Annotated in this window: 19 protein-coding genes and 1 pseudogene; 6 read left to right on the forward strand and 14 right to left on the reverse strand. The window is 62.0% G+C overall.

Going from position 1 to position 24144, the window contains the following annotated elements:
* Positions 1–78 precede the first annotated feature (78 nt).
* Genes J1N02_RS15790 through J1N02_RS15815 form a run of 6 tightly spaced genes read right to left on the reverse strand, consistent with a single transcriptional unit; the run spans position 79 to position 4306 of the window.
* Positions 79–1749 carry an AMP-binding protein gene (locus J1N02_RS15790; protein ID WP_368961404.1) on the reverse strand — a complete coding sequence of 557 codons (1671 nt, stop codon included), beginning with the start codon at positions 1747–1749 and terminating at the stop codon, positions 79–81.
* Positions 1746–2291 (reverse strand): hypothetical protein, encoded by a 546-nt coding sequence (locus J1N02_RS15795; protein WP_421147479.1) that lies wholly within the window; start codon positions 2289–2291, stop codon positions 1746–1748. The genes J1N02_RS15790 and J1N02_RS15795 overlap by 4 nt, the downstream gene beginning before the upstream one ends.
* Positions 2288–2542, reverse strand: a complete 255-nt coding sequence (locus tag J1N02_RS15800) for an acyl carrier protein (protein WP_003187949.1) — start codon at positions 2540–2542, stop codon at positions 2288–2290. Before J1N02_RS15800 ends, J1N02_RS15795 begins: the two co-directional genes overlap by 4 nt.
* Before the next feature lie 9 nt (positions 2543–2551).
* On the reverse strand, positions 2552–2821 hold the full coding sequence (locus J1N02_RS15805) for a phosphopantetheine-binding protein (RefSeq protein WP_027604978.1): 270 nt from the start codon (positions 2819–2821) through the stop codon (positions 2552–2554).
* Positions 2799–3611 carry a lysophospholipid acyltransferase family protein gene (locus J1N02_RS15810; protein ID WP_027604977.1) on the reverse strand — a complete coding sequence of 271 codons (813 nt, stop codon included), beginning with the start codon at positions 3609–3611 and terminating at the stop codon, positions 2799–2801. Before J1N02_RS15810 ends, J1N02_RS15805 begins: the two co-directional genes overlap by 23 nt.
* A complete protein-coding gene (locus tag J1N02_RS15815) occupies positions 3587–4306 on the reverse strand; it encodes a beta-ketoacyl synthase chain length factor (protein WP_027604976.1) in 720 nt (239 codons plus the stop codon). The genes J1N02_RS15810 and J1N02_RS15815 overlap by 25 nt, the downstream gene beginning before the upstream one ends.
* 337 nt (positions 4307–4643) lie before the next feature.
* Between J1N02_RS15815 and J1N02_RS15820 the strand changes: the two genes are divergently transcribed.
* A complete protein-coding gene (locus tag J1N02_RS15820) occupies positions 4644–5414 on the forward strand; it encodes a ParA family protein (RefSeq protein WP_027604975.1) in 771 nt (256 codons plus the stop codon).
* Positions 5415–5491: 77 nt separating this feature from the next.
* Here J1N02_RS15820 and trxC read toward each other — a convergent pair whose 3' ends face one another.
* Positions 5492–5926 (reverse strand): thioredoxin TrxC, encoded by a 435-nt coding sequence (gene trxC / locus J1N02_RS15825; protein WP_421147480.1) that lies wholly within the window; start codon positions 5924–5926, stop codon positions 5492–5494.
* 235 nt (positions 5927–6161) lie between these two features.
* Between trxC and J1N02_RS15830 the strand changes: the two genes are divergently transcribed.
* Together J1N02_RS15830 and J1N02_RS15835 are read left to right on the forward strand one after the other, a co-directional pair.
* Positions 6162–6449 carry a type II toxin-antitoxin system HigB family toxin gene (locus J1N02_RS15830; RefSeq protein WP_027604973.1) on the forward strand — a complete coding sequence of 96 codons (288 nt, stop codon included), beginning with the start codon at positions 6162–6164 and terminating at the stop codon, positions 6447–6449.
* A gap of 6 nt (positions 6450–6455) precedes the next feature.
* A complete protein-coding gene (locus J1N02_RS15835; protein WP_027604972.1) occupies positions 6456–6857 on the forward strand; it encodes a helix-turn-helix domain-containing protein in 402 nt (133 codons plus the stop codon).
* A gap of 18 nt (positions 6858–6875) precedes the next feature.
* Here J1N02_RS15835 and selO read toward each other — a convergent pair whose 3' ends face one another.
* The 5 genes and pseudogenes from selO to J1N02_RS15860 form a co-directional block, all read right to left on the reverse strand.
* Complete coding sequence (gene selO / locus J1N02_RS15840) at positions 6876–8339, reverse strand: protein adenylyltransferase SelO (protein ID WP_421147481.1); 1464 nt, start codon at positions 8337–8339, stop codon at positions 6876–6878.
* 48 nt (positions 8340–8387) lie between these two features.
* Positions 8388–11771, reverse strand: a complete 3384-nt coding sequence (gene mscK / locus J1N02_RS15845; protein ID WP_141156559.1) for a mechanosensitive channel MscK — start codon at positions 11769–11771, stop codon at positions 8388–8390.
* A gap of 52 nt (positions 11772–11823) precedes the next feature.
* Positions 11824–13566, reverse strand: coding sequence for a potassium/proton antiporter (locus tag J1N02_RS15850; RefSeq protein ID WP_027604969.1), 1743 nt, complete (start codon positions 13564–13566; stop codon positions 11824–11826).
* A gap of 233 nt (positions 13567–13799) precedes the next feature.
* Complete coding sequence (locus tag J1N02_RS15855; protein ID WP_371914547.1) at positions 13800–14672, reverse strand: methyl-accepting chemotaxis protein; 873 nt, start codon at positions 14670–14672, stop codon at positions 13800–13802.
* Positions 14655–15425: pseudogene (locus J1N02_RS15860) on the reverse strand (MCP four helix bundle domain-containing protein); the annotation flags it as partial. The gene J1N02_RS15855 and the pseudogene J1N02_RS15860, both read right to left, overlap by 18 nt.
* A 275-nt stretch (positions 15426–15700) precedes the next feature.
* On the opposite strand from J1N02_RS15860, the gene J1N02_RS15865 reads away from it, so the two are divergent.
* Both J1N02_RS15865 and J1N02_RS15870 read left to right on the forward strand, forming a co-directional pair.
* The gene (locus J1N02_RS15865; RefSeq protein ID WP_003187970.1) at positions 15701–15931 is read left to right on the forward strand and encodes a hypothetical protein; all 231 of its coding nucleotides are present in this window, start codon (positions 15701–15703) and stop codon (positions 15929–15931) included.
* Positions 15928–16218: a cell division protein ZapA gene (locus tag J1N02_RS15870; RefSeq protein WP_017526490.1), complete on the forward strand. Its 291-nt coding sequence runs from the start codon at positions 15928–15930 to the stop codon at positions 16216–16218. The genes J1N02_RS15865 and J1N02_RS15870 overlap by 4 nt, the downstream gene beginning before the upstream one ends.
* Here J1N02_RS15870 and J1N02_RS15875 read toward each other — a convergent pair.
* Together J1N02_RS15875 and putA are read right to left on the reverse strand one after the other, a co-directional pair.
* A complete protein-coding gene (locus J1N02_RS15875) occupies positions 16215–18017 on the reverse strand; it encodes an acyl-CoA dehydrogenase (protein ID WP_098480498.1) in 1803 nt (600 codons plus the stop codon). The genes J1N02_RS15870 and J1N02_RS15875 overlap by 4 nt on opposite strands.
* Positions 18018–18170: 153 nt before the next feature.
* The gene (gene putA / locus J1N02_RS15880) at positions 18171–22124 is read right to left on the reverse strand and encodes a trifunctional transcriptional regulator/proline dehydrogenase/L-glutamate gamma-semialdehyde dehydrogenase (RefSeq protein ID WP_098480497.1); all 3954 of its coding nucleotides are present in this window, start codon (positions 22122–22124) and stop codon (positions 18171–18173) included.
* Between the two features lie 460 nt (positions 22125–22584).
* Here putA and putP point away from each other — a divergent pair, with 460 nt between their 5' ends.
* Positions 22585–24069 (forward strand): sodium/proline symporter PutP, encoded by a 1485-nt coding sequence (putP, locus tag J1N02_RS15885; protein ID WP_027604965.1) that lies wholly within the window; start codon positions 22585–22587, stop codon positions 24067–24069.
* Positions 24070–24144 lie beyond the last annotated feature (75 nt).

Consider the following 24144-nt stretch of genomic DNA (forward strand, 5'->3'; position numbering starts at 1 on the left):
GTGTCAGACAGACCTCCGGCGCAGGTTTTGGGGCCGCTACGCAGCCCAACGCGGGGCAAGCCCGCTCGCCACAAAAGCTTATGCATGGGCCGCTTCCAATTGGATGCGGCCGCTGGAGCAGGCGGCGACGCCGTTGCGGTAGGCGAAATACAACTTGCCGCGTTCCTGGTCAAAGCGCAGGTGCAGTTCGATACGGTCGCCGGGGCGCACCAGTTGCTGGAACTTGAGCACTTCCATGCCGGCAAAGGTGGCGGGCAGATCGAGCAGTTGTTGGCCGAGGTTGAACGCCCACTCCACCTGGACCACGCCGGGCAATACCGGAGTGACCGGGAAGTGGCCGCTGAAATAGGCCAGGTCTGGCGGCACGCTCAGTTGCAAGGTCCATTCGCCATCGACTTCGACTTGCTCCAGCACTTCCGGCGCCTTGGGCCGGGGCGCCAGCAGCAACGCGGCCACATCGGCCTGGGGCAGTTTGCCCTGGGCATTCAGCGGCAGCTGGCGCAGCAGCCGCCAGCGACGTGGCAGCGCCAGGGCTTCGCAATGCTGGCTCAAATGCTGGCGCAGGGTCTGGGTGACAGTCCGTCGGCCCTGGTTGCGCAAGGCGTGCAGGCCGTCGGCACTCAGCACCACCAGCGCGCCGAGGGAGGCGCGGTTTTCCTGCACCACCCCCAGGCGCGTTTCGGCGACCCACGGGTGGGCCATCAGCGCCTGCTCAAGCATGGGCAGGGAGATGCGTTTTTCTTCCAGCTTGACGATACGGTCCAGGCGCCCGAGCAGCTCGAAGCGACCATCGGCATGGATGCGCGCCGCGTCAGCGGTTTGTTCTATGTGCCCGACGGGCAAGTATGGCGAGGCGATGCGCAGGGCACCGTCGGCGTCCTGGCTCAGGTGTACATCGGCGAACGGCTGCCAGGGTTGCGCGCCCTGGCGCCAGGCGATGCCGCCGGTTTCCGAGCTGCCGAGGATCTCGGTCGGCCATTGCTGCAAGCGCTCGTAAAGACTGCCGGCCGCCTCGATGGGCAGGGCACCACCCGACGAAAATACCCGCGATACCTGGCTCAGCGCCGGCCAGTCGAGGTTGTCGCCCATGCGCTTGAGCAGCGCCGGGCTGGCGACCCAGGCGAATTGCGGGTGTTCGCGGCTGGCGCGTTGCATGTCTTCCGGAAACGCCAGCTGGCGGCGCACAAAGCTGCGCCCGGCGCACAGCGGCCACAGCACGCGGAACAGCAAACCGTAGATGTGCTGGGTGGCGACACTGCCGATGATGCAGGCGTCTTTCAGGTCTGAACCCCACAGCGCTTCCAGGGCCTGGACCTCATTGGCCAACTGGCGCAGGGTCTTGTCGATGCGCTTGGGTTCGCCGCTGGAGCCGGAGGTGCACAGGCTCAGTTGGCAGGTGTCCAGGTCGAGGGCAGCCGGGCTCAACGGTGCTTGATACAGCGCGTCCAGGTCTGCCGCTTCAGTCAGCCAGGCGTCGACAACCGTGTCCCAGCGTTGGCGGGTCTGGGGTTGCAGATCGGCGGGCAGCAGTACGCTGGCCCCGGCGCGCCAGGCGCCCAGCAGTGCAATCGCCAGCAGGCCGGCGTCTTCCAGGTGCAGGGCCAGGCGCTGGATGCCACGGGCTTGCAGCCCGGCGGCCAGGCTCAGGGAGTGCTCCCACAGCTGGGCGTGATTCATCGCAGGTTCGGTGGTCACCAAACGCTGTTCCAGCGGCTCGAGCAACAGGTGCTCAAGATTCAACCCATTCATACGCGGCCTCGAACCCTTTGTCGTACCAGCCATTCCACGGCAAACAACAGCCCCATCAGCCCGTAGGCAATCAAGCCGTTGTACAACGTCCACCAGCTCAACGGCGCCCATAGGGTGAGGGCGGCGGCGAGCAGGCCATTACACAGAAAAAACACGCACCACGCCACGGTGACCTGGCGCGTATACACGATCGCGTGCGGCGGCAGCACCGGGTCGGTCATGCGCGCCAGACGCTCCACCATCGGCGGGCCGTATTTCAGGCTCAGGCCGAACAGCGCCAACATGAACGCACTGACCAGGCTCGGGTACCAGCGCAACAGGTGCGGGTTGTCGAACCAGGCCAGGGCCAGGCAAAACACGATCACCGCCAACGCCATCCAGCGGCTGCCGGGGCGCGCCGCACCCGTGACCGCGCGCAGCAGCCACAGGCTGCCCAGCAGCAGGCCGAATTGCCAGGGCGCAAAGTGCTCGGTGCCGTAATACACCGCAAACGGGTACAACAGCCCCGCCAATAACAGGCCAAGGCCGATCAGCCGGCTCATGCGGCAGGCTGGACCAGACGGTACACCGCCTCAACCACGTCGTTGACGGTGCGCACGGCCTTGAACTCTTCGGCGGCGATCTTCTTGCCGGTCTGGCGCTTGATATGGTCGATCAGGTCCACGGCATCGATGCTGTCGATCTCCAGGTCCTGATACAGGTTGGCGTCGAGGGTGACGCGCTCCGGGGGCAGTTCAAACAGTTCCACCAAGGCATCGCGCAGGGTGTTGAAAATATCGTCACGAGTTTGCATGGTCCGGTCTCAAGCTGCCTGTCTGGCCGTGACGAACGCCGCAAGGCTGGCCACGTTGGTGAAGTGATTGCGGGTGTCCTTGGCGTCGGCATCGATCTTGATGCCGTACGTTTTCTGGATCGCCAGGCCCAATTCCAGGGCGTCTACCGAATCCAGGCCCAGGCCTTCGCCGAACAGGGTTTGGTCGCTGCCGATGTCATCGGCGCTGATGTCTTCCAGGCCCAGGGCCTCGATGATCAACAGCTTTATATCGTGCTCAAGGCGGTGTTGGTCGCTCATCTTCGGCGAGCTCCTTAATGAAATAATGGTGCAGGTAATCGTTGAGCTTGCGTGAGGCCTGGGGCGCGGGCCCCAGTGTTGCGAACGCCTGTGGTTCTATATCGGCCCCCACGCGCAAACTGAAGTGAAAACGGCATTTAGGGATGCGATACCAGGGTTCTGCCTTGGTCAGAGTGGTGGGGCTGACCTTGATCACTACCGGGGTGATGATTGTCGCACCGCGCAGGGCAATGGCGGCGGCCCCGCGATGAAAGGCGGGCGCCACGCCGGGGGTGGTGCGGGTGCCTTCGGGAAAGATGATCAGCGTCTGGCCGTTGCGCAGGGCGTCAGCGGCGGCGTCGAGCATGTCTGCGCTGCCGTCGTTGCTTATGTAACCCGCGTCGCGCACCGGGCCACGGGTGAACGGGTTTTGAAACAGGCTCTGCTTGATCACGCAATTGGTCTGGCGCATCAGGCCGATCAGGAACACCACGTCGATCAGCGAAGGGTGGTTGGCGATGATCATCTGGCCCGGCTGGCCGAGCCTTTCGGCGCCTTCGACGCTGTAGGTCAGCACGCCGGCGCGTTGCATCAGGCGGATAAAGAACCAGAACAGCTTGCTGATGGTATGGCGGGCGCGGCGCTGGTGCCTTTCTACGTTGCCCGGCAGGCAGCTGAGCAGGGGAAAGACCAGCAAACGCAGGCACAACCCGCCGACGCCGAACACGAAGAAGCTCGCGGCAGTGGCGAACAGGCGCCAGTAGTAGGCATCCCGTGGCTTATCGTTCACGACTTGCGTTGCCAGTTCCATACACGGTTCTTCCAGGCATGTTGGCAGGCGCCCTGTTCGGTAAGCAGGGTGCGCAGCAGGTTCAGGGCGTGGGGCCACTGGGTTTGAGTGGGTTGGACAGTGCCGGCGCTGAGTTCCAGTTGCCACTCGTCGCCTGGCGTCAGCAGCAGGCCGAGGGCGTAGGGAAACGGCACGTCAACGATCCAACTGGCGTAGGCCTCGGGCGGCTGTTCTTCGGTGATGACCAGCAATACCGCCGGAGCGCCTTCGTTGAGCAGGGCCGCGGCTTCGAGCATGCCGTGCTCCAGGCCATCGCCGGCGGCGGCGAGGGCTGTCATTTCGCTGGTTTCATTGCGCAGGATCGACCACAGGCCAATCACCGCGTTGTGCACCGACAGGCTGAATTGGGTCGGCGACAGCGGCTGGTCGTTGGCCAGGTCGCTGAGGATGTCGAGGGTGCGCGGGGTTTCGCCATGCCGGGAAACAAACACCAGCGGCAGGTCTTGCAGGCCGTCGGCCAGCGGCCAGCCTACGCTGAACGCCATGCGCGCCAGGCGGCTCAGGCGGCGGCGCTGCATGGCTGGCAGGAACGACACGTCGGGCGAGGCATCGCTGGCAGGCAGCAACACCGGGGCCTGGCACCAGGCGTGCCAGTCGTCCGCGCTTTCCAGGCCGGGGGCCCAGGCGCGCCATTGGGCGATGTTGAAGTTGATCACTGAGAAGTTATCCCGCCCCTGCGGGCTTCCATGTGCGGCTTTTGGCCCCGAATACCGGGACAAGGAGCAATCGCCGAGTGGCGCGCATTATCCCGGTGCTGCGGGGTTCTAGCAAACTTTGGTAAAGAATTGTGCAAGGCCGATTACAAATAAGTCGGGAAGGTTTACAGATTGTCCTTCAACGAGGGGCAACTTGGATCGTCGGACACTTCCTTTTCATTTGTACGCGACATATGACAGACCCGATGCAATGCAGCAATGCATCGATGAACGAGGTAGCTAACAGGCGCTTTTGCCCTCTACACTCGGACATTCATTGATACACGGAGGTTTTTCCATGCGGCGCGTGGTGTTCAATCAAAAAGGCGGTGTTGGCAAGTCGAGCATCGCCTGCAACCTGGCGGCGGTCAGCGCCAGCGAAGGCTATCGAACCCTGTTGGTGGACCTCGATGCACAGGCCAATTCAACCCAATACCTGACGGGGCTGACTGGCGACGACATCCCCATGGGGATCGCGGACTTTTTCAAGCAAACCCTGTCTTCCGGGCCGTTTTCGAAGAAGAACAAGGTCGATATCTACGAAACCCCCTTCGACAACCTGCACGTCATTACCGCCACCGCCGAACTCGCGGACCTGCAGCCCAAGCTTGAGGCCAAGCACAAGATCAACAAGCTGCGAAAGCTGCTCGATGAGCTGGGCGAAGATTACGATCGGATCTACCTGGATACCCCGCCAGCCCTGAACTTTTATGCGGTTTCTGCGCTGATTGCCGCTGATCGTGTGTTGATCCCCTTCGATTGCGACAGCTTCTCGCGCCAGGCCCTGTATGGCCTGCTGGCTGAAATCGAAGAATTGAAGGAAGACCACAACGAAGGCCTCGAAGTGGAAGGCATCGTGGTCAACCAGTTCCAGGCGCGGGCGAGCCTGCCGCAGCAAATGCTCGATGAGTTGATTGCCGAGGGCTTGCCGGTGTTGCCGGTGTACCTGGCCAGCTCGGTGCGCATGCGCGAGTCGCACCAGGAGAACAAGCCGCTGATCCACCTGGATCCACGGCACAAGCTCACACTGCAATTCGTGGAGCTGCATAACCTGCTGGAAAACGCCTGATTTTGCTGGCGACACAAAACCTCTGTGGGAGGGGACAAGCCCCTCCCACACTGTCCTGCATTGTTCTCCAGGTCCGATTACACCCCCTGGCTACGCAACCAGCTCATCAGCTGCGGCAACGGAAACGCTCCGCTCTGGCGCGCCACTTCGCGGCCGTTCTTGAACAGAATCAGACTGGGGATCGAACGAATCCCCAATTGTGCCGACAGCTGCGGATTGGCCTCGCTGTCCAGCTTGGCCAGCCTGCACTTGCCTTCCAGCTGCCCGGCCGCCTGTTCAAACACCGGCGCAAACGACTTGCATGGTCCACACCAATCGGCCCACACGTCCACCAGCAGCGGCAGGTCGCCCTTGATCTGACTGGCGTAGTCACCTTGTTTCAGCTCGAAAGGCTTGCCCAGTAGAACCGGTTGCTTGCAGCGCCCGCACTTGGGCGTATCACCCAGGCGTTCTGCGGGGATGCGGTTGAGGCCGTTGCAATGGGGGCAGGGGATAACGAGAGGTTCGGACATGGTGGGCTCCGTGGATGTGGCCAATGCTCCCTATCTGGAGTCAGGCATCAGCTTTATCAAGCTCGGGGGTGACGACGCATGTGCTAACAGATTCGCAAATGTCGATTGGCGCATGCCTATCTAGGCTGGAAGTGCTTGTTCGAAATAGCACCATCGGTCCGTTCGGCGCCATAGCAAATTGCGATAGTCGGCGTTCGGGTTTAACCTTCATAGCAATATGCGATAGGGATGTTGCATGCGTGTAATCAGTGCGAAACAAATCCGAAGTGCCAAGTTGAAGTGGCCTCATTCAGCCACTGCTTTGGATGAGTGGTATCGGAAAGTCAAAGTCCTCAATCCTGAGGACTTCGCGGCGTTGAAATTGATTTTTCCTGCAGTGGATAAGGTGGGGGCATTACACGTCTTCAACATCGGTGGTAACAAGCTACGGCTCATTGCGATTGTGCGCTACCGAATGCAGCGGCTTTATATTCGGCATGTGCTGGACCATCGGGAATACGACAAGGGTAAATGGAAGGAGTGATTGAAAATGAGTGTATTGATCGAGCAGGTCGCCGAGCACTGGCAATTCGTATCACCGCTGCTGCGCAAGCCCAAAACCGAGGCTGACTACGATGTGTTGGTGGAGGCGCTCGACGAATTACTGGATATCGTCGGGGATGACGAAGCCCATCCGTTGATGGGCGTTGTCGATATCATCGGTGACTGGGTCGAGGCTTATGACCTGGAGCATTGGCCGATGCCTGAGGCGAGCGGTGTCGACGTATTGCGATCAATGATGCAGGAGCATGGCCTGACTCAGAGTGATTTGCCGGGTGTTGGCGCTCAATCGGTGGTCTCGGAAATCCTCAGTGGAAAACGCCAGCTGAACGTGCGACAGATTCGTTGGCTGGCGGATTTTTTCAAGGTGCCGGTCGACCTGTTCATCTAACCGTGGGCATGGCGCGTATCACGACGAACAACTGATCTCCAAATGCTTGCCCCAATCCGGCGGTCGCTGCGCGTACTGTTCCATCCCAGCTTGCTCCTCGAACGGTTTGGAAAGCACCTCATGCAGTCGCTGCACTTCGCTGTAGTCGCCTGATTCGGCGGCGGCGATAGCGTTCTGTGCGAGGTAGTTGCGCAGGATGTACAGCGGGTTCACTGCATGCATCCGCTCACGGCGCTGCTCTTCGCTGTAATCCCCATCCCGCGCAACACGGGCCGTGTACAGCTCGGCCCAGGCATCGAACCCGGCGAGGTCGACAAAGTCATCGCGCAGCTTCGCCACCGCCATCGCTGCGGATTCATCCCCAAGTCGCCGGAAGAACAGCGTGTAATCCACGCCGCTGTTCTGCATCAGCTTCAGCAACCGTTCCACCAGCTTCTGGTCGTCGTCTTCGGCAGTGGTCAGCCCCAGTCGGCGGCGCATCAGGTCCAGGTAGTGGGCCTGGTACAGCGGCAGGTACAGGCCAAGGGCTTCTTTCAAGGCATCGACGCTGATAAATGGCGTGAGCGCCTGGGCCAGCGCGCTGAGGTTCCACTGGCCGATGGGTACCTGGTTGCTGAAGGAGTAGCGTCCTTCATGGTCCGAGTGATTGCAGATGAAGTGCGCATCAAAGTCGTCGAGAAACGCAAACGGCCCGAAGTCGAAGGTGATGCCGAGGATCGACATGTTGTCGGTGTTCATCACGCCGTGGCAGAAACCATAGGCCTGCCATTTGGCGATCATCTCGGCATTGCGCTCGACGATTTCACGGAACATCGCCAGGTACGGCTCGGGCTGTTCGCGGCACGCCGGGTAGTGCAGGTTCAGCACGTGATCGGCCAGCTCGGCCTGCTGTTCGGGCTTTTTGGTGTAGTAGAAGTACTCGAAATGGCCAAAGCGGATATGGCTGCGGGCCAGGCGCAGCACCATCGCCCCACGTTCCTGCTTCTCACGCCAGACCGGGGTGCTGGAGCCGATCACACACAACGCACGGCTGCTGGGGATGCCCAGTGCATGCAGCGCTTCGGAGGCCAGGAACTCCCGAATCGACGAGCGCAGCACCGCGCGGCCGTCGCCCATGCGCGAGTAGGGCGTCATCCCGGCACCCTTGAGGTGCAGGTCCCAATGCTCGCCGGCCTCGTTGTATACCTCGCCCAGCAGCAATCCCCGACCATCGCCCAGCTGCGGGGTGTAGCCGCCGAACTGGTGCCCGGAGTAGACCATTGCCCGCGGCTCGGCTTCGGCCCACAGCTTATGGCCGCTGAACAGCTCGGCGAACACCGGCGTTTGCGCCACGGCAGGGTCGAGGTCGAGCAGGGCCATGGCGGCATTGCTTGCCACCACCAGGCGCGGTTCGTCGAGGGGCTCGGGCAGTACGTGGGTTGAGAACGCGTCGCCCAGGCGTGCGAAGCGGTTGTCGAAGGTCAGTTCGTCGAGGGCTTTCACCGGCCATCTCCAGCAGAATGTCCGAGCATTCTGCTGGGGATAGGGCGTTTAGTCGAGTTTGCTGGGTGGTGGCTCGGGTGCATCCGCCACTTTGCCGTCCGGCGGCTCCGGCACATCTTGCGCTTCGGCCGGTCCGACGATGGTTCTCTTCTCGTCCTCCACCGGCACCAGCTTGTACTCCTGGCCGTGGAGGTTTTTCAGGTACACCTCCATCTGCCGGAACGAGATGTTGATGTGGTGGTTCTTGAACTCGCGGTTGATAAAGCGGTTCACTTCGTCGATCACCGGGTTGCGGTCACCGAGGTCGCGCACGTGCATGCGCAGTTCGTGGTCGAGGGTGCTTTCGCCGAAGTTGAGGAAGTACACATGGGGTTCCGGTTCCTTCAACACCCTTGGGTTTTCTCGCGCGGCCTTGAGCAACAATTCCTTCACCAGGTCCAGGTCGGAGCCGTAGTCCACGCCCAGCTTGAGGGTCACACGGGTGATGGTGTCGGTCAGCGACCAGTTGATCAGTTGCCCGGTAATGAACGTCTTGTTCGGGACGATGATGTCCTTGCGGTCGAAGTCGGTGATGGTGGTGGCGCGGATGCGGATCTTGCTTACCGTGCCCGACAGGTTGCCGATGGTGATGGTGTCGCCGATCCGCACCGGGCGCTCGAACAGGATCATGATGCCGGAGATAAAGTTGGCGAAGATCTCCTGCATGCCGAAGCCCAAGCCCACCGACAGCGCGGCCACCAGCCATTGCAACTTGTCCCAGCTCACGCCGAGGGTGGACAGGGTCGAGACAAAGCCCACGCCGGCAATGATGTAGGACAGCAAGGTGGTCGTGGCGTAGGCACTGCCCTGGGCCAGGTCCAGCTTGGACAGCACCAGCACTTCCAGCAGGCCGGGCAGGTTGCGCGCCAGGGCAAAGGTGATGCCGATGATGATCAGCGCGCCGAGCAGGTCGCCGATGCTGATCGGCACCATGCTGATATTGGCACCGGTGCCGCTGGTGTATTCGTACAGGGTGACGTTGTCCAGGTAGGAAAATACCGAGATCAGGTCCGACCATACCCAGTACAGCGCCGCGATAAAGCCGCCGAGCAGCGCCAGGCGGATCAGGCGCATCGATTGTTCGTTGACCTGTTCGATATCCAGGGTCGGCTCTTCGATCACCGCTTCGCCTTCGCCGGCTTCCTTGGCGGCCTGGCGTTTGGCCAGGGCGCGGGAATAGGCCAGGCGTCGGGCGGCAACGCCCAGGCCGCGGACGAAGGTGGCTTCGATGACCAGCCAGAACATCAGCAGGTACAGGGTGTTGATCAGCCGGTCGCTGAGCTTGAGGGCGGTGTAGTAGTAGCCAAAGCACACGGCAATGAACAGCGCGATAGGCAGGGCGGTAAACAGCAGGCCCACGGCTTTGCGGAACAGCGAGGCTTTTTCGTGGGTCGGGCTGTGCAGCAGCAGGCGTCCCAGCAGCCAGGCCATCAGGGCGTAGCAGGTCAGGACCACCCCAATGCCCAGCACGTCGTCGGCCAGCGCCGCCGGTTGATGCTCGGCAATCGCCACCACGGCCACCAGGGCCAGCACCACCAGCCCGAGCTTGCGCACCCAGCCCTGGAGGAATTCGACCTGGGGCTTTTCCCAGCGGAAGTGCAACTCGGCCACGCCACCCGGCGCCAGGATGCGGTAGGCGGTGTAGAACACCAGCCACGCCTGGGCAATCTGCAACAGGGCCGCGCCGAGGTTGGCGTTTTGTCCACGGGCATCTATTTGCAGTGCGTAGCCGCACAGCGCCAGGCCCAGTGCTACCGGCATCGCCAACAGGATATTCACCAGGATCGCCTGGGGCGTGTGCCATTGGCTGTCGCGTTTGAAGTGGCCGATGTCCAGGTGGACTCTTTTCAGGCGCGCGTACAGCGCGTTGCGGCGCCACAACAGGGCACCGATCAGCAGCAGCAACGGCAAAAACAGCAGCGGACGCTGGGTCAGGCCGTCGTACAGCTCGCTGACGCTGGAGGCCCAGGGCAGGGTGGTGACCTGCTTGCTCAGGTGCGCCGGCACGGTTTCCAGCCACTCGGTGTCCAGCGGCTTGTTGCTGGGGATCCAGAACATCTGTTCATCGAGCGTCGCGCGCAGGGTGGTGGCGGTGCTGAGCAGTTGTTTCTGGTTCAGTTGCAGGGTGATGGATTCGTTGAGCAGCGCGCTCAGCTCGCGGCTCAGGCGCTCCAGCAAGTCGCTGCGGGTGATCGCCAGTTCCAGCAGGGTGCGCCGCAGTTGCGGGGTGACGTCGGCCGGCGGCTGGTTGGCCAGCAGGTTATCCACATAGGTGCTGGGGGAGCTGATCAGCTCGCGCTGTTGGTTGACCTCGAACTGGTACAGGCGAATGTTGGCGATATCGTCCGCCAGGTCGCGGTCCACCGTCAGGCGGGGCAACGCTTGTTTCTGCTTATACAGAATCTTCGACAGGAGCAGGCTGCCCTTGAGCACATTGATCTGCTCGTCCAGGGCCGAATCGCTCTGGGTCACGGTGTCCAGCTGTTGCTTGGTCTGCAGGTTCTTCTGGGTCAGGTCGTTGAGGCGGTCGGTGCTCTTGAGCAGGTAGTCGGACAGCTTCAGGTTGGCCGCGCTTTCCGTGGCCAGCAGGCTGCTGCCGCCGGCTTTCTGCGCTTCGATGGACTGTTGGGTGACGGTCTGCTGGGACTGGGCCAGGCGCTTCTGGTTGATCAGGGTTTGCAGGTCCTGGATCTCCTGTTCCAGGCGCGCGGTTTTTTCCTGGATCAGGTCGTGCTGGCTGTTGCCCAGGTCCTGCAGCTGGCTGTTGCCGGCCAGCTCCTGGCGGCGCAGGGGGATCAGGGCATTCAGGGAGGCCAGTTCGGCATTCAGTTGGTTGCGCTGGTCGCCGCTGAGGGCTTTGCCATTGTCCTTGCCGGCCTTGAGGGTGGCATTGATCTGCTGGATACGCGTCTGGCTGCTGCTGATTTCGGTCTGGGCGCGCTCGGGACGGGTCTGGGCGGCGATGGTCAGGCTGTTGGCGTCGGCCAGTTCCTTTTGCAGGTCGCCTTGCTGGGTGCTGCGCTGCACCAGCAGTTGCTCAAGCTGCGGCACCGGCAGGGTGGCGTAGCGTTGGGCCACCGGAATGACCTTGGTGGCCTTGAGTCGGGTCAGTTCGCGCTGGTTCTCGCTGGTCTGGCGCGGCGCGTCTTCCAGCTGGCGCTTGAGGTCGACCAGGCGCTGCTCGTAATCCTGCTTGTTGCCCAGGTAGGTCAGGGTCTGTTGCAGGATCGACTGCAGCGCCTTCATGTCGGCGTCGGGCAGTTTGCGATCCGGCAGCTTGTCCAGGGTTTGCTGGATGGCGTCGGCGCTGGGCGGGTCGGCGGCGTAGACGCTGCCGACACAAAGGGTCAGGCCCAGCAGGGCAGTGGCGAGAAAAGTGCGCAGGGTTGGCATAGAGACCGATCGAGCAAGGTGAAGAATCGGGGGCGTGCTGTCGCCCCGCAGTTTAGAGGAAGAGTCCGGGGCCCGGGCGACTTCCTTCGGGGAATCTGACGCCGACTTTGCCAATCTTGTTCCCGTCCATGACCGCGACGGTCCAGATGGTGTTGTTCCACTCCACCTGGTCGCCCACTACCGGCGCGCCGCCGACTTTCTGGGTGATGAAGCGGCTCAGCGGCATGTCCGGGTCGATCCCTTCGAGCTTGAGGCCATACAGCGCCGAAACCGCGCCCAGCTGGGCGTCGCCTTCGAGGACGAAGTCGCCGAAGAAGCGCAAATCGAGGCCGCGTTGCGGTGCCTGGCTGAACAGTTTGCCCAGGGCCGGCAGGTTGTGTTCATGGCCGATCACACAGAGCAGATCGCCGACTTCCAGCACCGTACTACCCGACGGATGGAGCAGTTGCTGGCCACGGAACAGGGCCGCGATGCGCGTGCCTTCGGGCATTTTCAGCTCACGCAGGGCCGCGCCGATGCACCATTTTTCTGCGCCGAGGCGGTAGACGAACAGCTCCCACTCGCTGGTGACGTGCACTTCCAGGGCTGCGCGGGAGATCGGCGCCGGGTCCGGCGGAACGGTCACTTTGAGCAGCTTGGCCACCCACGGCAGGCTGGTGCCCTGTACCAGCAGCGACACCAGCACGATAAAGAACGCCAGGTTGAAGTACAGCTGCGCATGGGGCAGGCCGGCCATCAACGGGAACACTGCCAGGATGATCGGCACCGCGCCGCGCAGGCCGACCCAGGCGATAAAGGCCTTTTCGCGGCCATGGAAGGCTTTGAACGGCAGCAGGCCGACCATCACCGACAGCGGCCGCGCAAACAGGATCATCCACAGCGCCAGGCCCAGGGCCGGCAGGGCAATCGGCAGCAAATCATGAGGCGTGACCAGCAGGCCCAGCACCAGGAACATACCGATCTGCGCGAGCCAGGCCATGCCGTCGAGCATATGCAAAATGCCATGACGGCTACGCACCGGGCGATTGCCGATCACCAGGCCGCACAGGTACACGGCGAGGAAGCCGCTGCCATGGAAGGCGTTGGTCAGGGCGAACACGAACAGGCCGCCGGCGATCACCAGGATCGGGTACAGGCCGGTGGCCAGGTTGATGCGGTTGACCATTTGCAGCATCAACCAGCCGCCGCCGAGGCCGACGATGCCACCGATGCCGAACTCGCGCACCAGGTGGGTCAGCAGGCTCCAGTGCAGGCCGGTCTGGCCGCTGGCGAGCATGTCGATCAGGGTGACGGTGAGGAACACCGCCATCGGGTCGTTACTGCCGGATTCGATCTCGAGGCTGGCGGTCACCCGTTCGTTCAGGCCCTTGCCGCCCAGCAGCGAGAACACCGCTGCGGCGTCGGTCGAGCCGACAATCGCACCGATCAGCAGGCCCTGGATAATATTCAGGTCAAACAGCCAGGCCGCCGCCATGCCGGTGAGGCCGGTGGTAATCAACACCCCCACGGTGGCCAGGGACAATGCCGGCCAGAGTGCCACGCGGAAACTCGCCACCCGTGTACGCAAACCGCCGTCGAGCAGGATCACTGCCAGCGCGAGGTTGCCCACCAGGTAGGCAGTCGGGTAATTGTCGAAAATGATGCCGCCGCCATCGACGCCGGCCACCATGCCCACGGCCAGGATGATCACCAGGATCGGGATACCCAGGCGCGAGGAAAGAGAACTCACCAGAATGCTCGCACTCACCAGCAACGCGCCGATCAAGAACAGGCTGTTGATGGTCGTCGCATTCAAAGGCAGTACTCCATGGGCAAACAAGACGGGACGCAAACTGACCATGCAGTCTGCGTGCCAGGGATTCTAACCTGTTGAATTGCGGTGCTGTCAAAAAGCTTTTAACGTCGGGCGCAGATCTGAATGTGGGAGGGGGCTTGCCCCCGATGGCGGTATGTCAGTCAGCTTGTCTTTAACTGATCCACCGCTATCGGGAGCAAGCCCCCTCCCACATTTCAAGCCAGTGCAGGGCGTTAGAGGCGGAAGCGGCCTACCATCCCGTTCAGGTCTACCGCCAGGCGTGACAATTCGCTGCTCGCGGCGCTGGTCTGACTGGCGCCCGTAGCGGATTGCACCGACAGATCACGAATGTTCACCAGGTTGCGGTCCACTTCCCGCGCCACCTGCGCCTGTTCTTCCGCCGCGCTGGCGATCACCAGGTTGCGCTCGTTGATCTCGACAATCGCCATGTTGATGGTGTCCAGCGACATCCCGGCGCCTTTGGCGATGTTCAGCGTCGACTCCGCCCGTTCGGTACTGTTGCGCATCGAGTCCACCGCGTGCTCGGTGCCGGCCTGGATACTGCCGATCATCCGCTCGATCTCGCTGGTGGACTGCTGGGTGCGATGGGCCAGGGCCCGTACTTCATCGGCGACCACCGCGAACCCGCGACCGGCTTCACCGGCGCGTGCGGCTTCAATCGCCGCGTTCAGGGCCAGCAAATTTGTCTGGTCGGCCAGGCCGCGAATCACGTCCAGCACTTTGCCGATATCGCGCGACTCATTGGCCAGTTCGCCGATCAGGGTGGCGGTAGCCTGCACATCGCCGCTCATGCGCTCGATGGCGCTGACGGTTTCCTGCACCAGGTCGCGGCCGTCGCCAGCAGACGTGGTGGCGTTGCGCGAGGCTTCCGAGGTGCTCACCGCATTGCGTGCGACTTCTTCCACGGCGCTGGTCATCTCGTTGACGGCGGTGGCGGCTTGCTCGATTTCGTTGTTTTGCCGGGTCAGGCCACGGGCACTTTCGTCGGTGACGGCGTTCAGTTCCTCGGCGGCGGAAGCCAGTTGGGTGGCGGAGCCGGCGATGCGTTGCAGGGTGTCGCGCAGTTTGTCCTGCATCTTGGCCATGGCGGCGAGCAGGCGCCCGGCTTCATCGTTGCCGTCGACTTTGATCGGCCGTGTCAGGTTGCCTTCGGCGACTTCTTCCGCCGCTTCCAGTGCCTGTGAAATCGGCAGGGTGATGCTGCGGGTCAGCAGCCAGGCAAACAGCAGGGTCAGCAGCGTGGCGATCACCAGCAGGCCCACGACCAGGTTGAAGGCCGCGTTGTACTGGTCTTCGGCCTCCTGATTGGTGGCCAGGGCCATCTTGTTATTGAGGTCCAGCAGGCGCGTCAGCACGGCGTTGACCTGCTCGGAGTTGCTCAGCAATTCGGTGTTAAGCAGGCTGCGCAGCTCATCCACCTGGTTGGCCCGTGACAGGCTCTTCATGCGCTCTTCAATCTGATGGTACTGGCCCAGCAGGCTTACATATTCGTTGTAGGTGCTACGTTCTTCGCTGCTTTCGATCAGTTTCTCGTAGACGCCCTGGGCGGCGCGAATCTGCTGGTTGCGCAGTTCGAAGGCTTCCAGGGTCTTTTGCTGCACATCCGGCTCGCGGTTGGTCAGCAAGCGGTAAGACAGCACGCGCAGGCGCAGGGTCAGTTGGGTGAACTCATCCAGGGCACGGATGCTTGGCACGCTGGACAGGGTGATGTCTTCGGTGGCGCCACGGATCTTGCTCATCTGGTTCAGGGCGAACACGCCTAGAAACAACATCAACGCGCCAATAAACGCGAAGCCGAGGAAGGCCCTCGGAGCGATATTCATATTACGAAGCGACATGCGGAAATCCTGGGAGAGGCGCAATCCGTGCGGTCATGAGACGGGGTGTGCCTCTCTATCGGGCGTACGACTAAAGTCTAGAGGGGGCTGTGCGTTTTTGTCGCATCTGACGAGGGGTTGCGCGGATTCAGGAACCAGATGGGGGAAATGCAGTCACTAAGGCTCGAAAGCGTGGCCCGGCCCTTGAAAACGGGCTGCGCGCCAGGGATAACCCTGGCATCCGAGGTGAATTTTCTTTATCGTCACCGCCCTTTGAAAAAGCCCGAGAAATCAAAATGTTAGAAGCATCCCTCAGCCAACTGGAACAACTGGTCAGCGACCTGGTACAGCAGAATCAGGAGCTACTGGGCAGCAACGAATCCCTCAAGGCCGAACTGGCTCGCGCCAAGGATGAGAACGACAGCCTGCAACTGAACCTGATGGAGCAGGAAGAAAAGCACGGCGCCACCGCAGCGCGGATCCAGGCGCTGGTTGAGCGCGTGAGCGCAGGCCCTGTCAGCGCATGAATGAAGGCATAAAGGTCGTTTCGATTCTCGGAGAGGATTACTCGATCAAGGCCCCGGCCGGGGAAGATAAAACCCTGATGCACGCCGTGACCATGCTCAAGGCCTCCCTGGCCACCACCAAGAAAAAGTACCCGACCCTGATCGGTGACAAGCTACTGGTGCTGGCGGCGCTGAACCTGTGCGCCGAGCAGATCGAAATGCAGCAGGCTCACCAGCAGGAACTCGACCGTTACCAAGAGCAAGTCAGCGCCACGGTCGAGGTGATTTCCAAGGCGATCCAGCCCTAGAACCACTCATCCTGCATCCCCAGGCACGTATCATCCCGTGCCTCCAGAATCACCAGTTCATGATGGCAGCCCGGAATCTCCCAAGTCAGGAAGTACCGGGCGGCCTGGAGCTTGCCTTTATAGAAGGCGACATCGGCCCCATTGCCCTTGGTCAGCCCTTCTTCGGCGCGAATCGCCTGTTCCAGCCAGCGCCAGCCAATCACCGTATGCCCGAATACCTTCAGGTACAGCGCCGAGTTCGCCAGGCTGCTGTTGACCTTGCCCTGGGCGAGATCCGTCAGCAGGCCGATGGTCACGCTTTGCAGGCGGCTGACCAGGTGCTCCAGCGGCTCTCTCAATGCCGTCAGGCCTGGATATTCCTGTGCCCGCGCGCCCGTGTCGGCGATCAGCCGGATCAGTTGCTTCAGGCCCGCGCCGCCGTTCTGCGCCAGCTTGCGCCCCAGCAGGTCCAGGGACTGGATGCCATGGGTGCCCTCGTGGATCGGGTTCAGGCGGTTGTCGCGGTAGTACTGCTCCACCGGGTATTCGCGGGTATAACCGTGGCCGCCGAGGATCTGGATCGCCAGTTCGTTGGCCTTGAGGCAGAACTCCGAGGGCCAGGATTTGACGATGGGGGTGAGCAGGTCCAGCAGTTCATGGGCCTGTTTGCGTTCGGCCTCGGTTTCCAGTGTGGTGGTGTCATCGAACAGCCGCGCGGCGTACAGGCCCAGGTCAAAGGCACCTTCGACGTAGGCTTTTTGCGTCAGCAGCATGCGCTTGATATCGGCGTGCTGGATGATCGAGACCGGCGCGGTGCCTGGGTCCTTGCTGTCGGGCAAGCGGCCTTGCGGGCGTTCGCGGGCGTATTCCAGCGAATAGAGATAGCCGGCGTAACCGAGCATCACCGCGCCCATGCCGACACCGATGCGTGCCTCGTTCATCATCTGGAACATGCAGCTCAGGCCTTGGTGCGGTTTACCCACCAGATAGCCGACGCAGTTGCCGTTATCGCCGAAATTCAGTGCCGTGGACGTGGTGCCACGCCAGCCCATCTTATGAAACAGCCCGGCCAGCAGCACGTCGTTGCGCGCGCCGAGGCTGCCGTCGTCGTTGACCAGGAACTTGGGCACGATAAACAGCGAAATGCCCTTCACCCCAGCGGGCGCGTCCGGCAGCTTGGCCAGCACCATGTGCACGATGTTTTCCGACAGCGGGTGGTCGCCGCCGGAGATGAAGATCTTGTTGCCTTTGAGGCGATAGCTGCCGTCAGCCGCGGGCTCGGCGCGGGTACGAATATCCGACAGCGATGAGCCGGCGTGGGGCTCGGTCAGGGCCATGGTGCCGAAGAAGCGGCCTTCGATCATCGGTTGCAGGAAGCGCTGTTTTTGCTCCTCGGTGCCGAAGCTTTCGATCAGGTTGGCGGCGCCCATGGTCAGGAACGGGTAGGACGTCGAGGCCGCGTTGGCGGATTGGAAGTGAGCGAAGCAGGCCTGGGACAGCAGGGTCGGCAACTGCATGCCACCGGCTTCGAAGCTGCGGGCCGCATTGAGGAAGCCGGCTTCCAGGAACGCATCCACCGCCGGTTTGACTTCCGGAATCAGGATGGCTGCGCCGTTTTCGTAGCGCGGTTCGTTTTCGTCGTTCTTACGGTTGTGGGGGGCGAAGTGCTTTTCGGCGATGCTGCGCGCCGTGCTGATCGCGGCATCGAACGTTTCGCGATTGTGCTCGGCAAACCGCTCGCGCTGGGTCAGGCCCTCGGCATCGAGGACTTCGTACAGCTCGAAAGCCAGATTGCGGGAACTGAGCAGCGTCTCGGACATGGCGGCTTACCTTTGGAGGAATTGGCCTGAGTCTAAGTGCGCGAATAAAGACTGGATAGCAAGATTGATCTGGGTGATGAAGAGGCAGAACGCGGGGAGGGGAATTGAAATGTGATCAAATGTGGGAGGGGGCAAGCCCCCTCCCACATTCAGTTAGCCGATGGTCATCAGGCTGGCATTACCGCCGGCAGCCGCGGTGTTAACGCTCAACGCACGCTCGATCACCAGGCGCTCCAAGGCAATGGATGTTTCGCCCTGAGACAAACCATGTACCCCGACAATCGCCCCGCCACGCTGCGCCACTTGCTGGCACACCCCACGCAGTTGGTCGGAATCGCCGTGGTGCAGGACGGCGTCAAACACCACCTCGTCCTTGGTCCAGTCGGCCACGCGCTTGATTTTCGCCTGAATCTCCTTCGGCAACCGTGGGAACACGGCCTTGGTCAGGTCGGTTTCCGGCCACACCGCCGAACCGCCGACGGCCAATACCGCCGCCAGTTGAGTCAACAGATCGCCTTCCACGTCCGCCAGGCACAGTACGTGCTCGCGGGGCAGGATGGCGTAGCTGTTGCGCTCGCCGGTCGGGCCGGCCAACTGACGGGTGATTCCGCTTTGGGACTGCGCGGCGAACTGGCTGCACAGCGCACTCAGCTCGCTGAACTTATTGCTGTCGGCCCAGGTTTTCAGGGCGGTCAGCGGTTGGCTCATGGCATCACGCAGACGTACGTCCGGTGCCGCCAGCTTGTCGCCACGTACGAAGGATTGCTCGATCGCATCGGTAGGACGGGTCGACAGCAAGCGGTACAGGTACAGCGGGCCACCGGCTTTCGGGCCTGTGCCCGACAGGCCTTCGCCGCCGAACGGCTGCACGCCGACCACGGCACCGACAATGTTGCGGTTGACGTAGACGTTACCGGCATTGACGTTGTCGATCACCTTGGCGATGGTCTCGTCGATACGGGTGTGTACGCCCAGGGTCAGGCCATAGCCGGATGCGTTGATCTGGCCGATAAGCTGGTCGATCTCCTTGCGCTTGTAGCGCACCACGTGCAGCACCGGGCCGAAGATCTCCCGTTGCAGCTCGTCGAAGCTTTCCAGCTCGATCAGGGTGGGCATCACGAAGGTACCGCGCTTGATTTCTTCACCGTCGGCAATCGCCACCTGGTACACATTGCGGCCTTTGTCTCGCATGGCCTGGATGTGTTTCTCGATGCCGGCCTTGGCTTCGGCGTCGATCACCGGGCCGATGTCCACCGACAGGCGCTCCGGGTTGCCCAGGCGGCATTCAGCCATGGCGCCCTTGAGCATTTCGATCACGCGGTCTGCCGAATCTTCCTGCAGGCACAACACACGCAGGGCCGAGCAACGTTGACCGGCGCTGTCGAAGGCCGAGGACACCACGTCGATGACCACCTGTTCGGTGAGTGCCGAGGAGTCGACGATCATTGCGTTCTGGCCGCCGGTCTCGGCGATCAGCGGAATCGGACGGCCCTGGGCATCCAGGCGCCCGGCGACATTGCGTTGCAGCAGCCGCGCGACTTCTGTGGAGCCGGTGAACATCACGCCCTTGACGCGATCATCACCCACCAGACGGGCACCGACGCTTTCGCCCTGGCCCGGCAGCAATTGCAGCACGCCTTGGGGAATACCGGCTTCGAGCAGGATGCGCACGGCTTGTGCAGCCACCAGCGGGGTTTGTTCGGCTGGCTTGGCCAGTACCGGGTTACCGGCGGCCAGTGCGGCAGCCACTTGCCCACTGAAAATCGCCAGCGGGAAGTTCCACGGGCTGATGCACACCACCGGACCCAGTGGGCGGTGGGCGTCATTGGTGAAGTCGTTGCGCGCCTGTACCGCGTAGTAGCGCAGGAAGTCCACGGCCTCACGTACTTCGGCGATGGCGTTGGCGAAGGTCTTGCCGGCTTCGCGGGCCAGCAGGCCCATCAGCGGCTGGATCTCGCCTTCCATCAGGTCGGCGGCACGTTCCAGGATCGCGGCGCGTTCGGCGGGCGGGGTGGCCTGCCAGATCGGGCCGGCGCTGATGGCGCACTGGATCGCGTTGTCGACGTCTTCGACGGTGGCTTCTTGCACGTGACCGACCACGTCACGCAGGTCGGACGGGTTCAATACCGGTGCCGCCGCTTGATCGCTGGCGGCGCAACCGAGCATCGGCGCGGCCTTCCAGTTGTTGTGCGCGGTGGCCAGCAGGGCGCAGGACAGCGATGCCAGGCGGTGTTCGTTGGCCAGGTCGATACCGGCCGAGTTGGCACGGTCGCTGCCGTACAGGTCACGGGGCAGCGGGATACGCGGGTGCGGCAGGCCGAAGCCGCCTTCCAGCGTCGCCATCTGCTCGATGCTGGCCACTGGATCGGCCACCAGCTCCTGGATCGAGATGGACTGGTCGGCGATGCGGTTGACGAACGAGGTGTTGGCGCCGTTTTCCAGCAGGCGACGCACCAGGTAAGCCAGCAGTGTTTCGTGAGTGCCGACCGGTGCGTACACGCGGCACGGACGGTTCAGCTTGCCTTCGGAAACCTTGCCTACTACCTGCTCGTACAGCGGTTCACCCATGCCGTGCAGGCATTGGAATTCATACTGGCCGGGGTAATAGTTCTGACCGGCGATATGGTAAATCGCCGACAAGGTATGGGCGTTGTGCGTAGCGAACTGCGGGTAGATGACTTCCGGTACCGACAGCAGCTTGCGTGCACAGGCAATGTAGGAAACGTCGGTGTACACCTTGCGGGTATACACCGGGTAGCCTTCCAGGCCTTCGACCTGGGCGCGCTTGATCTCGCTGTCCCAGTACGCGCCTTTTACCAGGCGGATCATCAGGCGATGGCGGCTGCGGCGTGCCAGGTCGATGACGTAGTCGATCACATACGGGCAACGCTTCTGGTAGGCCTGGATCACGAAGCCAATGCCGTTCCAGCCGGTCAGCTGCGGTTCGAAGCACAGGCGCTCGAGCAGATCCAGCGACAGTTCCAGGCGGTCGGCTTCTTCGGCGTCGATGTTCAGGCCGATATCGTATTGCTTGGCCAGCAGGGTCAGGGACAGCAGGCGCGGGTACAGCTCATCCATCACACGTTCGTACTGCGCACGGCTGTAACGCGGGTGCAGGGCCGACAGCTTGATGGAGATGCCCGGGCCTTCATAAATCCCACGGCCGTGGGAGGCTTTGCCGATGGAGTGAATGGCTTGCTCGTACGAGGCCAGGTATTTCTGCGCGTCGTGTTCGGTGAGGGCGGCTTCACCGAGCATGTCGTAGGAATAGCGGAAACCCTTGGCTTCGAATTTGCTCGCGTTGGCCAGGGCTTCGGCGATGGTTTCGCCGGTCACGAACTGCTCGCCCATCAGGCGCATGGCCATGTCGACGCCCTTGCGGATCATTGGCTCGCCGCTCTTGCCGATGATGCGGCTCAGGGATGAGGTGAGGCCGGCTTCGTTATGGGTAGCGACCAGTTTGCCGGTCAGCAGCAGGCCCCAGGTAGCGGCGTTGACGAACAGCGACGGGCTGTTGCCCAGGTGCGGATGCCAGTTGCCGGTGCTGATCTTGTCGCGGATCAGCGCGTCGCGGGTGCCTTTGTCCGGGATCCGCAGCAGTGCTTCGGCCAGGCACATCAGGGCTACGCCTTCCTGGGACGACAGCGAGAATTCCTGCAGCAGGCCCTGGACAATCCCGGCACGGCCGCCGGCACTCTTCTGATTGCGCAATTTTTCCGCAATCGAAGCGGCGAGCTTGTTGGTGGCTTCGGCCATTTGCACCGGCAGGCGGGCCTGTTCGATCAGCATCGGCACCACTTCCGGCTCGGGGCGACGGTAAGCGGCGGTGATCGAAGCGCGCAGTACGGATTGCGGCAGGATGCTCTCGGCGAACTCAAGGAAGCACTGGTGGGCGTGGTCGCTCTGGACTTCGCCTGCGTCGTCAGCGTCCTTGCTGCTCAAGCCGTTGAGCTCGGTCAGGGTTGCACCACCCTCGAGTTTCTCCAGGTAATTGAAAATCGCCTGCTTGATCAGCCAGTGCGGCGTGCGATCAATGGAGGTCGCGGCCGCCTTGAGGCGTTCGCGGGTCGGGTCGTCGAGTTTGACCCCAAGGGTGGTCGTAGCCATTTTCTTATCCTCATGGGTGCCACTACCGAGTGGCATCAGCTGGCGGCAAGATTAGCTTTGCTCAGGGAGAGGTGCAACCGGGTGCAACCCATTTTGTCGATGAATTTTTCGTCGCTTGATCGGAAAAAAATTGGCCGGCGACGGAATCCGCTTCGGCTTGGTGCATTTGCTTCTGAGATCGGCTGTTCTTGCTCCGAAAAGGAGCAAAAAAGGAGCGTTTTGCGGGTTTTACACTTGGGTGCAACTTATTCCCAAGAAACTGGTTGCACCTTATTTGCTTTGTTGAATAGCATTCGCGCCCAAGGTGCAACCGGCTTTAGGGTTTGGTTCATCGGCTGGCGGCTTTCCTGGGGAAACGTCAGTCATAAATGCGCGGCACGCAGTTACGTTTACCTACTTCCAGTAGGTGGCCGTCTGACAGACCGCCGCTACATAAAAACAAAGCCAGGGCGTCACTCCTATGAGCGTTAGTAATCCAACCCTGATCACGTTCGTGATCTACATCGCAGCAATGGTGCTGATCGGCTTCATGGCCTATCGCTCCACCAACAACCTTTCCGATTACATCCTCGGCGGTCGCAGCCTTGGGAGCGTGGTGACTGCCTTGTCAGCCGGTGCTTCCGACATGAGCGGCTGGTTGTTGATGGGACTGCCGGGCGCGATCTACATGTCCGGCCTGTCGGAAAGCTGGATCGCCATCGGCCTGATCGTCGGCGCCTACCTCAACTGGCTGTTCGTGGCCGGTCGCCTGCGGGTACAGACCGAGCACAACGGCGACGCCCTGACCCTGCCGGACTACTTCTCCAGCCGTTTCGAAGATAAAAGCGGCCTGCTGCGGATCATCTCTGCGGTCGTGATCCTGGTGTTCTTCACTATCTACTGCGCGTCCGGCATCGTGGCCGGTGCCCGCCTGTTCGAAAGCACCTTCGGCATGTCCTACGAGACCGCGCTGTGGGCCGGCGCTGCGGCGACGATTGCCTACACCTTCGTGGGTGGTTTCCTGGCCGTCAGCTGGACCGACACCGTACAAGCCACGCTGATGATTTTCGCGCTGATCCTTACGCCGATCATCGTGCTGCTGGCCACCGGTGGCGTCGACACCACGTTCCTGGCCATCGAAGCCAAGAACCCCGACAACTTCAACATGCTGAAAAACACCACCTTCATCGGCATTATCTCGCTGATGGGCTGGGGCCTGGGGTACTTCGGCCAACCACACATCCTCGCGCGCTTCATGGCGGCGGATTCAGTGAAGTCGATCGCCAACGCGCGTCGCATCTCCATGACCTGGATGATCCTGTGCCTGGGCGGCACCGTGGCCGTGGGCTTCTTCGGCATCGCCTACTTCTCGGCGCACCCGGAAGTGGCGGGCCCGGTCAACGAGAACCACGAGCGCGTGTTCATCGAACTGGCCAAGTTGCTGTTCAACCCATGGATCGCGGGCGTGCTGCTGTCGGCCATCCTGGCTGCGGTCATGAGCACCCTCAGCTGCCAGTTGCTGGTGTGCTCCAGCGCCCTGACCGAAGACTTCTACAAGACCTTCCTGCGCAAAAGCGCTTCCCAGCTTGAACTGGTGTGGGTCGGCCGTCTGATGGTACTGCTGGTGGCCTTGATCGCTATCGCCATGGCCGCCAACCCGAACAACCGCGTCCTGGGCCTGGTGAGCTACGCCTGGGCCGGTTTCGGTGCTGCGTTCGGCCCTGTGGTGCTGATCTCGGTGATCTGGAAGAACATGACCCGCAACGGCGCACTGGCCGGGATCCTGGTCGGCGCGATCACCGTGATCGTGTGGAAGCACTTCGAACTGCTGGGTCTGTACGAAATCATCCCAGGCTTCATCTTCGCCAGCCTGGCGATCTACGTCGTGAGCAAGCTGGGCGCACCGACAGCCGGTATGGTCGAGCGCTTTGATGCGGCGGAAAAAGACTACAACCTCAACAAGTGATTTGCCGGGCGCTGAGCGCTCGATGAATTAAAAGAAGGCCCGCGTCCTACGGATGGCGGGTCTTTTTTTGCGTGC

Source organism: Pseudomonas sp. NFX5 (assembly GCF_049132125.1).
Classification (GTDB): Bacteria; Pseudomonadota; Gammaproteobacteria; order Pseudomonadales; family Pseudomonadaceae; genus Aquipseudomonas; species Aquipseudomonas marginalis.

Coding starts and splice junctions, on each gene's coding strand:
- J1N02_RS15870 (WP_017526490.1), top strand. CDS start 15,928: ATGAATGAAGGCATAAAGGTCGTTTCGATTCTCGGAGAGGATTACTCG.
- J1N02_RS15835 (WP_027604972.1), top strand. CDS start 6,456: ATGAGTGTATTGATCGAGCAGGTCGCCGAGCACTGGCAATTCGTATCA.
- J1N02_RS15820 (WP_027604975.1), top strand. CDS start 4,644: ATGCGGCGCGTGGTGTTCAATCAAAAAGGCGGTGTTGGCAAGTCGAGC.
- J1N02_RS15805 (WP_027604978.1), bottom strand. CDS start 2,821: ATGAGCGACCAACACCGCCTTGAGCACGATATAAAGCTGTTGATCATC.
- J1N02_RS15865 (WP_003187970.1), top strand. CDS start 15,701: ATGTTAGAAGCATCCCTCAGCCAACTGGAACAACTGGTCAGCGACCTG.
- J1N02_RS15855 (WP_371914547.1), bottom strand. CDS start 14,672: ATGGCCAAGATGCAGGACAAACTGCGCGACACCCTGCAACGCATCGCC.
- putP (WP_027604965.1), top strand. CDS start 22,585: ATGAGCGTTAGTAATCCAACCCTGATCACGTTCGTGATCTACATCGCA.
- mscK (WP_141156559.1), bottom strand. CDS start 11,771: ATGCCAACCCTGCGCACTTTTCTCGCCACTGCCCTGCTGGGCCTGACC.
- J1N02_RS15795 (WP_421147479.1), bottom strand. CDS start 2,291: ATGAGCCGGCTGATCGGCCTTGGCCTGTTATTGGCGGGGCTGTTGTAC.
- trxC (WP_421147480.1), bottom strand. CDS start 5,926: ATGTCCGAACCTCTCGTTATCCCCTGCCCCCATTGCAACGGCCTCAAC.
- J1N02_RS15800 (WP_003187949.1), bottom strand. CDS start 2,542: ATGCAAACTCGTGACGATATTTTCAACACCCTGCGCGATGCCTTGGTG.
- J1N02_RS15810 (WP_027604977.1), bottom strand. CDS start 3,611: ATGGAACTGGCAACGCAAGTCGTGAACGATAAGCCACGGGATGCCTAC.
- J1N02_RS15830 (WP_027604973.1), top strand. CDS start 6,162: ATGCGTGTAATCAGTGCGAAACAAATCCGAAGTGCCAAGTTGAAGTGG.
- J1N02_RS15875 (WP_098480498.1), bottom strand. CDS start 18,017: ATGTCCGAGACGCTGCTCAGTTCCCGCAATCTGGCTTTCGAGCTGTAC.
- J1N02_RS15790 (WP_368961404.1), bottom strand. CDS start 1,749: ATGAATGGGTTGAATCTTGAGCACCTGTTGCTCGAGCCGCTGGAACAG.
- putA (WP_098480497.1), bottom strand. CDS start 22,124: ATGGCTACGACCACCCTTGGGGTCAAACTCGACGACCCGACCCGCGAA.